11 protein-coding genes are annotated in these 13,983 nt (G+C 60.2%); 7 read left to right on the forward strand and 4 right to left on the reverse strand.

What is annotated here, in order from left to right:
* The first annotated feature begins 1 nt into the window (after window position 1).
* The gene (gene xth, locus EL18_RS14560) at window positions 2–808 is read left to right on the forward strand and encodes an exodeoxyribonuclease III (protein ID WP_036485812.1); all 807 of its coding nucleotides are present in this window, start codon (window positions 2–4) and stop codon (window positions 806–808) included.
* Here the strand turns inward: xth and EL18_RS14565 are convergent.
* The gene (locus EL18_RS14565; protein ID WP_036485814.1) at window positions 805–1,260 is read right to left on the reverse strand and encodes a cyclic nucleotide-binding domain-containing protein; all 456 of its coding nucleotides are present in this window, start codon (window positions 1,258–1,260) and stop codon (window positions 805–807) included. The genes xth and EL18_RS14565 overlap by 4 nt on opposite strands.
* Before the next feature lie 56 nt (window positions 1,261–1,316).
* Window positions 1,317–2,000 (reverse strand): response regulator transcription factor, encoded by a 684-nt coding sequence (locus tag EL18_RS14570; protein WP_036485816.1) that lies wholly within the window; start codon window positions 1,998–2,000, stop codon window positions 1,317–1,319.
* Window positions 2,001–2,149: 149 nt separating this feature from the next.
* On the opposite strand from EL18_RS14570, the gene EL18_RS14575 reads away from it, so the two are divergent.
* Window positions 2,150–2,683 (forward strand): L,D-transpeptidase family protein, encoded by a 534-nt coding sequence (locus EL18_RS14575; protein WP_036485819.1) that lies wholly within the window; start codon window positions 2,150–2,152, stop codon window positions 2,681–2,683.
* A 2-nt stretch (window positions 2,684–2,685) separates the two neighbouring features.
* Here EL18_RS14575 and EL18_RS14580 read toward each other — a convergent pair whose 3' ends face one another.
* On the reverse strand, window positions 2,686–3,252 hold the full coding sequence (locus EL18_RS14580) for a peroxidase-related enzyme (RefSeq protein WP_036485820.1): 567 nt from the start codon (window positions 3,250–3,252) through the stop codon (window positions 2,686–2,688).
* Window positions 3,253–3,378: 126 nt separating this feature from the next.
* On the opposite strand from EL18_RS14580, the gene EL18_RS14585 reads away from it, so the two are divergent.
* The 3 genes from EL18_RS14585 (at window position 3,379) to EL18_RS14595 (ending at window position 10,768) form a co-directional block, all read left to right on the forward strand.
* Window positions 3,379–8,142 carry an NAD-glutamate dehydrogenase gene (locus EL18_RS14585; RefSeq protein WP_036485822.1) on the forward strand — a complete coding sequence of 1,588 codons (4,764 nt, stop codon included), beginning with the start codon at window positions 3,379–3,381 and terminating at the stop codon, window positions 8,140–8,142.
* A 65-nt stretch (window positions 8,143–8,207) separates the two neighbouring features.
* Window positions 8,208–9,539: an MFS transporter gene (locus EL18_RS14590; protein WP_081871273.1), complete on the forward strand. Its 1,332-nt coding sequence runs from the start codon at window positions 8,208–8,210 to the stop codon at window positions 9,537–9,539.
* A gap of 62 nt (window positions 9,540–9,601) precedes the next feature.
* A complete protein-coding gene (locus EL18_RS14595) occupies window positions 9,602–10,768 on the forward strand; it encodes a diphosphate--fructose-6-phosphate 1-phosphotransferase (protein WP_036485824.1) in 1,167 nt (388 codons plus the stop codon).
* Between the two features lie 2 nt (window positions 10,769–10,770).
* On the opposite strand, the gene EL18_RS14600 is transcribed toward EL18_RS14595, so the two are convergent.
* Window positions 10,771–11,652 (reverse strand): LysR family transcriptional regulator, encoded by an 882-nt coding sequence (locus EL18_RS14600; RefSeq protein WP_036485826.1) that lies wholly within the window; start codon window positions 11,650–11,652, stop codon window positions 10,771–10,773.
* Window positions 11,653–11,866: 214 nt separating this feature from the next.
* On the opposite strand from EL18_RS14600, the gene EL18_RS14605 reads away from it, so the two are divergent.
* The gene (locus EL18_RS14605) at window positions 11,867–13,363 is read left to right on the forward strand and encodes a CoA-acylating methylmalonate-semialdehyde dehydrogenase (protein ID WP_036485828.1); all 1,497 of its coding nucleotides are present in this window, start codon (window positions 11,867–11,869) and stop codon (window positions 13,361–13,363) included.
* A gap of 267 nt (window positions 13,364–13,630) precedes the next feature.
* On the forward strand, window positions 13,631–13,948 hold the full coding sequence (locus EL18_RS14610; protein ID WP_036485830.1) for a hypothetical protein: 318 nt from the start codon (window positions 13,631–13,633) through the stop codon (window positions 13,946–13,948).
* Window positions 13,949–13,983: the final 35 nt, after the last annotated feature.

The raw sequence follows: 13,983 nt of genomic DNA on the forward strand, positions 1-13,983 counted from the left end.
GATGCCGCTGCGAATTGCCACCTGGAACATCAACTCGGTGCGTCTGCGCCTGCCGCTGGTTCTGCGTTTCCTTGAGGAGCATCAGCCCGATGTGCTGTGCCTCCAGGAGACCAAGTGTCCCAATGACCAGTTCCCGACAGCCGCCTTCCGCAAGATCGGTTATGATCATGTCGCGATCCATGGCCAAAAGGGCTATCACGGCGTCGCCACCATTTCGCGTCGTCCCATGTCGGTTCTGGAAACACGAACCTTTTGCGGCATCGAGGATTGCAGGCATCTGGCGACATCTGTCGAGCTTGGCAGTCGCCGCATCCATCTGCACAATTTCTATGTACCCGCAGGCGGTGACGAGCCGGATCCGGAAGTCAATCCGAAATTCAGGCACAAGCTGGACTTCGTGCAGGAGATGCACGACATCCTGCCCGCCACCATCGCCGATACGGGAAGCATACTCGTGGGTGATCTGAACATCGCACCGCTTGAGGCCGATGTGTGGTCGCACAAGCAGATGCTGAAGGTCGTCAGCCACACGCCGGTGGAAACGGAAGGGCTGGAGGCCATGCGCAAGGCGGGTGGCTGGGTCGACATCATGCGCCAGCATGTTCCGCCGGAAGAGAAGCTGTTTACCTGGTGGAGCTATCGCTCAAAGGACTGGGAAGCGTCGAACCGCGGGCGCAGGCTGGACCATGTGTGGTCCTCCCCCGATCTTTCTCCGGTGCTCAAGGATATGGCCGTGCTCAAGGACGCCCGTGGCTGGGATCGCCCATCGGACCATGTGCCGGTGATCACGGATTTCGATATCGGCTAGCGCTGCAGACGGTTGGCGACAGCCTCTATCTGGCGCAGCATGGCCTGAAGATTGGCCGAGATGCGCCGGTGCAGGATCGCTGCGGTATCGGGAAACTCTTCCAGTATGCGGCGGAACATGGAGCGGCTGAGGCGGAGCAGCCTGGTCTCGTGTTCGGCCACCGCCTCCATCAAGCGCTGGCTTTCCGCGATCAGCGCAAATTCGCCCAATATCGCGCCGTTGCGCTCTGTGGAGACGCGCTCGCGCTTGCCGTCTTGCTGCCGGTAAAGGCCGATTTCACCTGAAATGATGACAAAGGCGCAGTCGGCCGGAGCGCCTTCGGCATAGAGCTTCTTGCCGGGAGCAAGTGTGATGGTTTCTGCGCCGAAGGCCATCAGACGCAACTGTTCGTGCGTGAAACCCTGAAAAAGTCTCACACCGGACAGTACGCGAATATCATCGTCCAGCGCCATTCACCCGTCCCCGCCCGTGCCTTGTTCAAGACGGATGATGCCCCCGCATCCGGTCTTCAAGGGACGAGCTTGTATCCGCCGCTTTCTGTCACAAGAATTTCCGCTTTGGAAGGATCGCGTTCGATCTTTTGCCGCAGGCGGTAGACATGTGTCTCCAGCGTGTGCGTCGTAACGCCGGAATTGTATCCCCAAACCTCCTCCAGCAACACATCACGCGTCACGACCTTCTGGTCGGCACGGTAGAGGAACTTGATGATGGCGGATTCCTTCTCGGTAAGCCTTATTTTCCCGCCACGTTCGTCGATGAGAAGTTTCTGGCTCGGCTTGAAGGTGTAGGGCCCGACGGTGAACTTGGCGTCCTCGCTCTGCTCGTGCTGGCGAAGCTGAGCGCGGATGCGGGCCAGCAGAACCGCAAAGCGGAAAGGTTTCGTCACATAGTCGTTGGCACCGGCTTCAAGGCCCAGAATGGTATCGGAGTCGGTGTCCTGTGCGGTCAGCATGATGATTGGTGCACGGAACCCGCCCTTGCGCAGGATCTTCACCGCCTCGCGCCCGTCCATGTCCGGGAGACCCACATCCATGATGATGAGATCGACCATGCCATTGCGGGCAGTATTGATGCCCTTGGTGGCATTCGGCTCCTGGAGCAGGTCGAATTCTTCATAGAGTGCCAGTTGTTCCACAAGTGTGGCGCGCAGATCATCATCATCATCAACGATCAGAATGGTACGTGGCGTCATATTGCTTCCCGTCTGTGCTCAAAGCTGATGTTGACCCTGCCCGCCAAATCGGAAACCTAGCCCTAACGGTCAGGTTGCTGAGGGGCGGTACTGCCAAACTTTGCTTCCACCAAAGGATTATATGCGAGAAACAAAGGTTTGACAGGGGCATGCTTCAATCCACACCCATACGGGTTCACGCCCAGCCGGGCCAGCCCTCCCGCGGAATACTCAATTACAATGGCATGACATTTTCGTGTGCGCTGGGGCGCGGCGGCATCAGCGCATTCAAGCGCGAAGGCGATGGCGCCACACCTCTCGCGCGCATGAAGGTGGTGGAAATTTTCTGGCGGGGCGACAAGACAACGCTTCCGGTGGCGCGGGCTGGACTGCCGATGCAGCGCATCCGCAGCGACATGGGCTGGTGCGATGCGCCCGGGGACGCCAACTATAATCGCCTGGTGCGTTTGCCGTTCAAGGCGAGCCACGAGACGATGAAGCGCGATGATCGGCTTTACAACGTCGTTGTCGTGCTGGATTGGAATTTGCGTCCGCGGACGCGCGGGCGCGGCAGTGCCATCTTTCTTCATATCGCGCGAGAGGGAATGAAGCCGACCGAGGGGTGTATTGCGGTTGAACCCCTCGTGATGCGCAGGCTTTTGCCTTTGCTGCACCCAGGCCGCAGCTTCGAGGTGGTGCGCTGAAGTCAGCGCGCCATCGCGTGATATTCCTCGTTCGGTCGCATGTCGACGGCGGCTGCCATGCGGTTGGACATGTTGAAGAAGGATGCGACCGCTGCAATGTCCCATATGTCGCGATCGGTGAAGCCGGCATCACGCAGTGCCTGACGGTCGGGTTCCTCGATGCGGTCGGGCGTTTCGGTCAGCTTCACCGCGAAATCCAGCATGGCTTTCTGCTTCGGTTCAAGATCGGCTGCACGATAATTCATGACCAGCATCTCCCCCAATGCAGGATCGCCCGAGAGCTGTCGTACGGCTGCGCCATGGGCGGTGAGGCAGTAATAGCAGTGGTTTACGCTGGATACGGCGACCGCGATCATTTCGCGTTCCAGCTTTGACAGCGACGAATCGGCCAGCATCAGATCGTTATACATCTGCGCGAAGGCCGTCAGCTTCGCATCATTGAACGCGTAGGCCGTCAGCACATTGGGCACCATGCCGAGCTTCTCCCGGCACTTTTGGAAGTAGGCCTCGTTTTCAGGCGAGAGTGGCGTTTCTGCCTCGATGTCCATAGCGGTCACGTCTTTTGTCATGATTAATTCACCTTTCCGGAGGAAGACCACATTTGTTCATCAGGTTCGCCGAGAGACATTGCCTCGTCAAACCATCCATATAAGGCTACGGTCAAAATCCATTGCGCTACGGAGGGATAGTCCCGAATGAGCACCAAGGCATCCAAGGCAAAATCCGCCAAATCGGTATCGGGAATCAGTGAAGAGCGGCTTCGCGAGGCGATGGTGGCGCGTGCGCCGACCGAAGATCTGGCTGCTTATGATCGGGGTGACATCGACCATGCGGTGCGGCTGGCGGCTGAGTGTCTTGGCGCTCACAAGGCCGGCGACAGCATCGTGGAGATAGAGCCCGTTTCCGATATTCGCCACGAGGGGCGGGCGATCTCGACCATCACGGTCGTGAACGACAACATGCCGTTCCTGTTTGATTCGGTGCTTGGGGAAATTGCGGATTCGGGCGGTGAACCAATTCTCGTTCTGCATCCCGTGCTTCTCGTGCGCCATGACGCGCACGGTGTGAGTGAGGTCCTGGGGGATGCGTCGATCAAGGCCGTGGCTGATGCGGAGAAGGTCAGCCTCATCCATGTTCACCTGCCTCGCCTTTCCGACGAAGATTGCAAGGCGCTCAAGGATCGGCTTTGTCACATACTTTCCCAGGTCCGCGCTGCCGTAACCGACTGGAAGCCGATGCTGGCGCGGCTCGATCAGGAGCTGACGCGGCTGCGCTACGCGCCGGTGCCGATCGAGCAGGACCAGCTTTCGGAAGCCATCGAGTTTCTCGAGTGGTTGAGGAACGACAATTTCACCTTCCTGGGAATGCGCGAGTTCCGCTACACCGGAAACGAGGAAGAGGGAACGCTGGAGCGCTCCGATAAAAAGGGCCTGGGCATTCTTTCCGATCCCAAGGTGCTCGTCCTGCGCCGGGGTACGGAAGCCGTTTCGACCACGCCGGAGATCCGCGCCTTCCTGCATGGGCCGGAGCCCATCATTGTCACGAAAGCCAATGCGCGCTCCGTCGTGCACCGGCGCATCTATCTCGATTATGTGGGCGTGAAGACCTTCGATGAGGAAGGAAAACTGACGGGCGAACTTCGCATCGTGGGATTGTTCACCTCCACCGCCTATACAAGCTCGGTCATGAAAATCCCCTATCTGCGTTCCAAGGCGCAGGCGGTGGTGCAGAAATCCGGCTTCGCTCCCACCGACCATTCCGGCAAGGCGCTGATGAATGTGCTGGAATCCTATCCGCGTGACGAGTTGTTCCAGATCCCTGTTCAACGCCTCCGCAAACATGCCGAGGCCATTCTCGCGCTGGGTGAGCGACCGCGCGTTCGTGCACTCTATCGGGTCGATCAGTTCGACCGTTTCGTGTCCGTCATCGTTTTCGTGCCGCGGGACCGCTACGATTCACGCGTGCGCGCCGAAATCGGCGAGTACCTGAAGACAGTCTTCGAGGGACGCGTCTCAGCATATTATCCGGCCTTCCCGGAAGGCACGCTGGCACGCGTCCATTTCATCATCGGGCGTTCCGGCGGCAAGACGCCGCGCATCGATGCTGAAACGCTGGAATCGGGCATCCGCAAGATCGTGCGTACCTGGGATGACAGCCTGCGTTCGGCTGTCGAGGACACGGCTGCAGAGCCCGAGATCGCTTCCATCGCATCGGGCTTTCCGGACGATTACCGAAACAGTTTTTCCGCAGAGACCGCACTGGTCGACGCAAGGCGCATTGCCGCGCTATCGGCAGAAAACGAAATCGAGATCGATTTCCATCGCCATGAGGACCAGAGCGAAAACCAGGCGGCCCTTCGCATCTATCACTATGGCAAGCCTGTTGCGCTCAGCCGTCGCGTCCCGCTTCTGGAGAATATGGGCTTCCGCGTCATCTCCGAGCGCACCTTCGAGATGGGTGAACGCGATGGCCAGACCGTGTTCCTTCACGACATGGAGCTTGAGAATGCCTTCGCCGGCTCCATAGACCTGGAAGATGACGGCACTCTCTTCGAGAACCTCTTCCTGTCTGTCTGGCGGGGGCGGCATGACAACGATCCGCTGAACGCACTGGGGCAGACCGCGCGTCTGCGCGCCGAGGAGATCGCGGTGCTGCGCGCCTATAGCAGGTATCTGCACCAGGCGAGCATTCCGCAAAGCCAGGACTTCATCGCGGCAACGCTGAACCGTTATCCGGAGGTCTCCGCCCGTCTCTTCAAGCTGTTTGTTTCACGCTTCGACCCACAAGGGGTGAAGGAGGATCAGGCAGCACGATTGGAAGAGGAGATCGAAGATCTTCTGCAGGACGTGCCGAGCCTTGACGACGATACGATCCTGCGACGCATGGTCAACCTCATCCAGTCGACGCTGCGCACCAACTGGTTCGCGCTGAAAGACATGCCGGAAAACCGCTCGCTGGCGCTGAAATTCGATTCCCACAAGGTTGAAGGTCTGCCCCAGCCGCGTCCTTGGCGCGAGATCTTCGTCTACGGGCCGGAAGTGGAGGGCGTGCATCTTCGCTTCGGGCCGGTTGCCCGCGGCGGCTTGCGCTGGTCGGACCGTGCGCAGGATTACCGCACCGAGGTGCTGGGGCTGGTGAAGGCCCAGCAGGTGAAGAACGGCGTCATCGTGCCGGTAGGCGCAAAGGGTGGGTTCTATCCGCGCCAATTGCCTGAAGGTGGTGATCGCCAGGCCGTGTTCGAGGCCGGTCGCGCAGCCTATGTCAATTTCGTTTCCAGCCTTCTGTCGCTCACCGACAATCTGGATGGCGACGATGTCGTACCGCCACGCAATGTGGTGCGTCACGATGAGAACGATCCCTATTTCGTTGTTGCCGCCGACAAGGGTACGGCGACCTTCTCGGATACGGCGAATGGCATCAGCCAGGACCACGGCTTCTGGCTTGACGACGCTTTTGCTTCGGGTGGCTCTGCCGGTTACGATCACAAGAAGATGGGCATTACAGCGCGCGGCGCGTGGGAGGCGGTGAAGCGGCATTTCCGCGAGATGAACCGCGACATCCAGAAGGAGCCTTTCACCGCGGCAGGTGTCGGCGACATGTCGGGCGATGTGTTCGGCAATGGCATGTTGTTGTCACCCTGCACGAAGCTGATTGCGGCCTTCGACCATCGCGACATCTTCATCGATCCCGATCCGAACACGGAGACAAGTTTCGAAGAGCGCCAGCGGCTGTTCGATATGGGCCGGTCAAGCTGGCAGGACTACGACCAATCGAAGCTTTCCAAGGGCGGCATGATCGTTTCGCGCAGCCAGAAGAAGATCAAGCTGACGCCGGAAGCGGCAGCGGCGATCGGCTTCGAAGGCGAGGCAGGCTCCCCGACCGAAATCATGCGCGCGATCCTCAAGGCACCGGTAGACCTCATGTGGTTCGGCGGCATCGGTACCTATATCCGCGCGACATCGGAGACCAATGCCGAGGTCGGCGACCGCGCCAATGACGCCATCCGCGTCACCGCACCGGAGGTCAAGGCCAAGGTCATCGGCGAAGGCGCCAATCTTGGCGTCACGCAGCTTGCCCGCATCGAATTCAACAAGCATGGCGGGCGCGCCAATTCCGATGCCATCGACAATTCCGGTGGCGTGAACTCGTCCGACGTCGAAGTGAACATCAAGATTGCGCTGGCTGCTGCCATGAGGGCGGACACGCTGACGCGCGAGGCGCGCGACAAGCTTCTTGCGAAGATGACGGAAGAAGTCGCCGCTCTGGTGCTTGAGAACAACTATCAGCAGACGCTGGCGATCTCGCTTGTCGAACAACGCGGCATGTCCGAACTGCCGCATCAGGCAAGGATGATGACGCTTCTGGAGCAGCGTGGACTGCTTGACCGTGCGGTGGAATTCCTGCCCGGACCCCAGGAGCTTGCCGAGCGCGAAGCGCGGGGCGAGCCGCTGACGCGTGCGGAGATCGGTGTGCTTCTGGCCTATGCGAAGATCGTGCTCTTCGACGAGCTGGTTGCGAGCGAAGTGCCGGACGAAGCCCATTTCGAGGCAGATCTCTTCGGCTATTTCCCGAAGGAAATGCAGAAGAAATATGCCGAGGAAATCCGTGGACATCGCCTGCGCCGCGAGATCATCGCGACCGAGCTTGGCAATGACGTGATCAACCGTGGCGGCCCGAGCTTCATCACGCGTCTGCAGGACCGTACAGGTCGGCCTGCTCCGCAGATCGTGGCGGCCTATGCGGTGGTGCGCGACGGTTTCGACCTGCGCTCGCTCTTTGGAGAAATCGACGCCCTCGACAACACGATTGATGGCGAGGCGCAATTGCGGCTTTACCAGCGTGTCTGGCGTCTGCTTCTCTCGGCCACCGCATGGCAGCTCAAATATGCGTCCGAGAAGGTCAATGTGGGCGAGCGGATCAAGGGCCTGCAGGCAGCGCGCAAGGAGCTGGAACCCGCTCTCGACAACTTGCTGCCGGCGTTTCTGTCCAACCGTAGCGAGGAACTACGAGCCCAGTTCATGGCCGATGGCGCACCGGAGGCCCTTGCCAGGCGACTGGCGAGCCTCAGCGTGATCGAGCTGGTGCCGGACATCATGCTGGCGGCAGAGAAAGCCGATACGAGCCTGACCCGCGCCGCGCGCACATTCTTCGGTATCTCCGAAGCCTTCCGCATCAGCCGTATCGAGGACGCCGCGCGCACGATCACACCTGCGGATTACTATGACGGTCTGGCGCTGAACCGTGCCACGGAAATGATCGATGCTGCACGCCGCGACGTGGCTGTTGCCGCCATCAAGGCCAATCCGGAGGCTGACGATCCGGCGGTGCTTTGGGTTGAGTCCGGCGGCGAGCGTGTTGCCCGGGTGCGCGACCGGCTGACGTCGCTCATCGATACTGGCGATATTTCCGTCTCCAAACTCACCGTTGCCTCAGGCCTCATGGCCGATCTGAGCATCTGAAGGTGAGTGCCACGGATGGAGTGATCGAGGAAAAGCGGGTCTCGCGGCGCGGGATCTGGGGATGGATGCTGTTCGATTGGGCGCAGCAGCCTTTTCACACGCTCATCATCACATTCGTGTTCGCGCCCTATTTCGCCTCAGCCGTTGCGCCCAATGCGGCGCAGGGCCAGGAGATGTGGGGTCTTGCCACCGGTGTGGGCGGGCTGCTGATTGCACTTTCGTCACCCGTTCTGGGGGCGATCGCGGATGCTTCCGGTCCCCGCAAGCCCTGGATTGCCGTCTTTGCTGTCATCGGAATTTTGGCGAATACGGCACTCTGGTTCGCCGTGCCCGACATGCAGCATCTGTGGCTTGTCATGGCGCTCGTGTCGCTTGCGGTTTTCGGCATGGAGTTCGCCGCGGTCTTCAACAATGCGATGATGCCGGGGCTTGTGCCGCGAGAGGAACTGGGGCGGCTTTCGGGTTCCGCCTGGGGGCTTGGCTATCTGGGCGGGCTGGTCTCGCTCATCCTCGTGCTTGGTTTCATGTCGGCTTCGCCGGAGTCAGGGCTGACGATTCTGGGGGTCGAACCGATCTTCGGGCTCGACGCGGCTTCGCGTGAAGGCGACCGCGCGGCGGGTCCTTTGACTGGACTGTGGTTTCTCGTATTCGTCATCCCGATGTTCCTCTTCACGCCCGATCAGCCCCGCCGTGAGGCGGTCGCTGGAGCAGTGCGGGACGGGCTGCGTCAGCTGATGAACACGCTGAAAAGCCTGCCCACGCAGCGCAGCTATTTCAGCTTTCTCGCTTCTTCCATGCTGTATCGCGACGCGCTCAACGCACTCTATGCCTTCGGCGGGATCTATGCGGCCGGGGTACTCAACTGGTCGATCACGCAGATCGGGCTGTTTGGCATCCTCGCCAATGTGACCGGTGCTGCGGGTGCCTGGATCGGCGGCCGAATGGATCAGAAATTTGGTCCCAAATTCGTGGTCACGATCTCGATCCTCGTGCTGTCGGCCTGCTGTCTGCTGGTGATTTCCACCACGCGCAGCGAACTTCTTTTCGTTTCGCTCGGCAGTACGGACAGCTCTGCCCCGGATATTGCCTTCTTCATCGCAGGCGGTTTCATCGGTGCTGCAGGCGGTGCGATACAGGCCGCGTCGCGCACTCTGCTGGTGGATCAGGTCCCGCAGGAACGGGTGACGGAGGCCTTTGGGCTATATGCCCTGTCGGGCAAGGCCACGACATTCATAGGGCCATTCGCCGTCGCCGCCGCCACCGCATTCTTCTCCTCACGGCTTTTCGATCTGTCGGTCGAGGATGCGCAGCGGTTGGGTGTGACGCCCATTCTTCTGCTCTTCGTTCTGGGGCTGGTTCTCCTGCCCATGGTGCAACAGCGGGTTGGCGAGGGTTGAGGCGACTTTTCGGCTGCGCTGCGGCGTGGCACATTTCCATATGACCACCGGGAGCGTTTTGAATGGCTGAGACTTTCGTAATCGCGCAGGGCGGAGGCCCGACCGCCGTCATCAATCAAACCGTTGTCGGTGCAACGCTTGAGGCCAGGAAACGCTTTCCCGGTGCGCGTGTGCTGGGCGCGCTTCACGGTGTTCGCGGCATTCGCGACGGAAACTTCGTCACGCTTTCCGAGCTGAGCGAAGAGGAATTGCGCGCTATTGCGGCCACGCCAAGCGCTGCCCTCGGGTCAACGCGCGACAAGCCGGACGAGGCCTATTGCGCGCAGGTACTCAAGGGGCTTGAAGCTGTCGGAGCAGATGCTTTCATCAATATTGGTGGCAATGACACATCCGGCACGCAGGCCATTCTGAGGGATGCCGCGGGTGGCCGCATGACCTTCATGCATGCACCCAAAACCATCGACAACGACCTTATGGAAAGTGACCATACGCCAGGATTTATCTCGGCTGCGGAATTCGTGGCCGGTGCATTTCTGAGCGTGGATCTCGATTTCCGCGCATTGCCGGGGGTCTATGTGGGTATCGTCATGGGGCGCCATGCCGGGTTCCTCACGGCTGCAGCATCCACTTGGGCGGCGGATGAAGCTTCAGGACCGCATCTGACCTATGTGCCTGAGCGCGCCTTTGACCGCACGCGGTTCATCGAAGACGTGAAATCCGTGCTCGCCAGACATGGGCGCTGCATCGTTGCCATGTCGGAAGGCGTGTCGGATGGCAGTGGTACATCGCTGGTCGAAAGCCTGGTGCCGCCGGAAATGCTTGAGCGCGACGCGCACGGCAATGTCCGCCTTTCAGGCACGGATCTGGGGCAAGCGGTGGAGCGGATGCTCGCCGAGGACCTGCCCGGACAGCGTGCCCGGGTTGATACTTTCGGCTATCTGCCGCGCGGCAATATTGCCACCATCAACGACACCGATGCGCGCGAGGCGTTCGAGGCGGGTGCATTTGCGGTTGCCAGTGTCGAGCAGGGCGATGGTTCTGTCGCGTTGCAGTATAATGGCGTGAGAACGGAGCCGAAGCTGGTGCCCCTCGAAGCAGTGGCGGCCAAGACCCGCCACATGCCTGAGACCTTTCTGGAGCCTGATGCAAACAGGATATCAGCCGAAGGGCTGGGCTATCTGCAGCGTCTCGTGCCGCGGAAATTCGAGGTGGGGCGGGTGTTTGTCTAAGGCTACACGAACAAGCCGCGCTCCTTCTCCACAAGCTTGGAGATAAATTCGGCGACCTTCTGAACGCGGCGGGAGGGGCGCATGGATTCGTGGTAGACGAGCCAGTAATTGCGCCGGATCGGCTGTGTGAGGTTCAGTTCTACCAGTTCGGGATGATTGCGCGCGATGAAGGTGTGCAGGATGCCGATGCCGAAGCCCGCGCGCACCGCTTCCACCTGGCCAAGTGCGGAGGAAACGGAATAGGCCGCTTCCCAGCCTTCGTAGATTTCAGTGGCGTAATCGAGGGTCCGGCTGATGATGAGGTCGGGGACATATCCGACAAGCCGGTGGTGCTTCAGGTCCTCCACGCGGCTTGGGGCGGGGTTCTCGTCCAGATAGGCGCGCGAGGCATAGAGATTGAGCGTGTAGTCCACCAGCTTCTGGGCAACGAGACGGCCTTCGGTCGGACGTTCGACCGTGATCGCGATGTCGGCTTCGCGGCGTGACAGGGAGAAGGAGCGGGGGACGGGGACCAGTTGCACGGACAGTCCGGGATGCTGGGCTGTGAGATTACCAAGCTGCTGGGCAAGAAAGGCCACGCCGAACCCGTCCGGTGCGCCAATGCGCACGGTGCCTGACACGGTTTCACCTTCGCCGCCGAGTTCTGCCCGGGCAGCAATCATGTCGGCTTCCATGCGCTCGGCCGATTCCATCAACCGCTCGCCGGCCGCAGTCAGTTCCGACCCGGTCGTCAAACGATGGAAAAGCTGTGTACCGAGCGACTCCTCAAGTGCCGCGACCCTGCGTGAGACCGTGGCGTGGTTCAAGTTCAGCCTTTTCGCCGCGCCCAGGATCTGGCCCGCCCGCGCGACAGCCAGAAAAATTCTCACATCATCCCAGTTCATTGACGCTCCTCCCGTTAAGCGTTTTTTGCACGCGACATATTATTGCGCATTTAATTTTTGCACAACGGTTGGTTTTGGAGACGCGTTGCAATCGCCGCTCTTCCTCGCGAAAATACAGTTGAATTCACAGACAGCCCGCACCTCCCGGCGTGTTGTCTGCCGCCACGATCGGCGTGGCGGAATTTTGAACGCAGGACGCGATTGGAGGCATCCAGTGGAAGAATACGGACATTTCATCGGCGGCAAGCATGTTGCCGGCAAGAGCGGGCGCACGCAGGATGTCATGCAGCCCATGGACGGCACGGTCCGTGCAAAGGTGGCGCTGGCGTCCGCAGCGGAAATGCGTGAGGCAGTCGAGAATGCGAAGGCCGCACAGCCTGCCTGGGCCGCGACCAATCCGCAGCGCCGCGCAAGAGTGCTCATGAAGTTTCTTCAGCTTGCACATCGCGACTATGACGAGTTGGCGGAATTGCTGGCCCGCGAGCATGGAAAAACCATTCCCGACGCCAAGGGCGATCTCCAGCGCGGACTTGAAGTGATCGAGGTCTGCCTCGGTGCACCGCACATGATGAAGGGCGAGTTCACAGAAGGCGCAGGTCCGGGCATCGACGTCTACTCCATGCGCCAGCCGCTTGGTGTGGTCGCGGGCATCACGCCTTTCAATTTTCCCGCCATGATCCCGCTTTGGAAGATCGGTCCCGCGCTGGCCTGTGGCAATGCCTTCATCCTGAAGCCGTCGGAGCGCGATCCGGGCGTGCCGATGAAAATTGCCGAGCTCTTCATCGAGGCAGGACTTCCCGCCGGCGTTCTCAATGTCGTCAATGGCGACAAGGAAGCCGTCGATGCCATTCTGGATGATCCAGACATCAAGGCCGTCGGCTTTGTGGGCTCGACGCCGATCGCGCAGTATATCTACGGACGTGCCACGGCGAACGGAAAGCGCGCACAGTGTTTCGGTGGCGCGAAAAACCATCTCATCATCATGCCCGACGCGGATATGGACCAGACGGTCGATGCACTTATCGGTGCCGGCTACGGATCCGCGGGTGAACGCTGCATGGCTGTCTCGGTTGCGGTGCCGGTTGGTGAAGAGACGGCGAACCGGCTTGTCGAGAAGCTTATCCCACGCGTCGAAAGCCTGAAGGTCGGTCCTTCAACAGACAGCGCAGCCGATTTCGGTCCGCTGGTGACGGCCGATGCACTCGCGCGTGTCAAGAATTACGTCGATGTGGGTGTCAAGGAAGGGGCCAAGCTTGTCGTGGATGGCCGCGACTTCAAGATGCAGGGCTATGAAGACGGCTACTATATGGGCGGCTGCCTCTTCGACAATGTCACGCCGGATATGCGCATCTACAAGGAAGAGATCTTCGGGCCGGTACTCTCGGTCGTGCGTGCCAAGAACTATGAGGAAGCTCTCGCGCTTCCCAATGACCACGAATATGGCAATGGTGTTGCGATCTTCACCCGTGACGGTGATGCGGCGCGTGACTTTGCCGCCCGCGTCGATGTCGGCATGGTCGGCGTCAACGTGCCCATCCCTGTGCCGATTGCCTATTACACTTTCGGTGGCTGGAAGGCTTCGGCCTTTGGTGACCTGAACCAGCATGGCCCTGACGCATTCCGTTTCTACACCAAGACCAAAACCGTCACTTCGCGCTGGCCTTCGGGCGTCAAGGATGGTGCGGAATTCGTCATCCCCACCATGAACTGACGGCTTAGTCCGCAGATGCAAGGTGAAGCCCCGTTTCGGATCGAAGCGGGGCTTTTTTCATCCGTTGATCCTGAAGGAAACCGGCGGCGATAAGTCTGTATTTCGGGCGCAGCGCGCGCGCCACTCTCAAAAACGTGACATCGGCTTCTGGCGGGCGCAGGGAACACCTGCCGCGCAAATCCGTTACTCCCCGGACAAGGCGCTAAAAAAGCGTAAACCAATGAGTGATGCCCCGTCAGACGACCGACGAGGTGGCAGGAGGTTCAGATGATTAAGGCCATGAAAGCCGGCTTCGGCTTGACGGCGCTTGCCGCCGTCGCACTCTTTACCGGTTCGCAGCAGGCCACCAGTGAAGCGAGTGTGTGTGCACCGCGTGACGATCTGGTGAACCAGCTCGGCCTTCAGTTCAACGAAAGCCAGAAGGCTGTCGGTATGCTGGGTGCGGAAGCGGTTATGGAAGTCTTCACGTCCAGCCAAGGCAGCTGGACCATACTCACCACCGACGTGAATGGCAATAGCTGCATCATGGCCGCTGGCGAAGGTTGGGACGACAACTTCTCCACACTCGTGGGGCAGGGCGTCTGAGGAGTGACATGGTCCGGTAACAACCCGCCATGTCT

The sequence above is a fragment of the Nitratireductor basaltis genome, assembly GCF_000733725.1.
Taxonomy (GTDB): domain Bacteria; phylum Pseudomonadota; class Alphaproteobacteria; order Rhizobiales; family Rhizobiaceae; genus Chelativorans; species Chelativorans basaltis.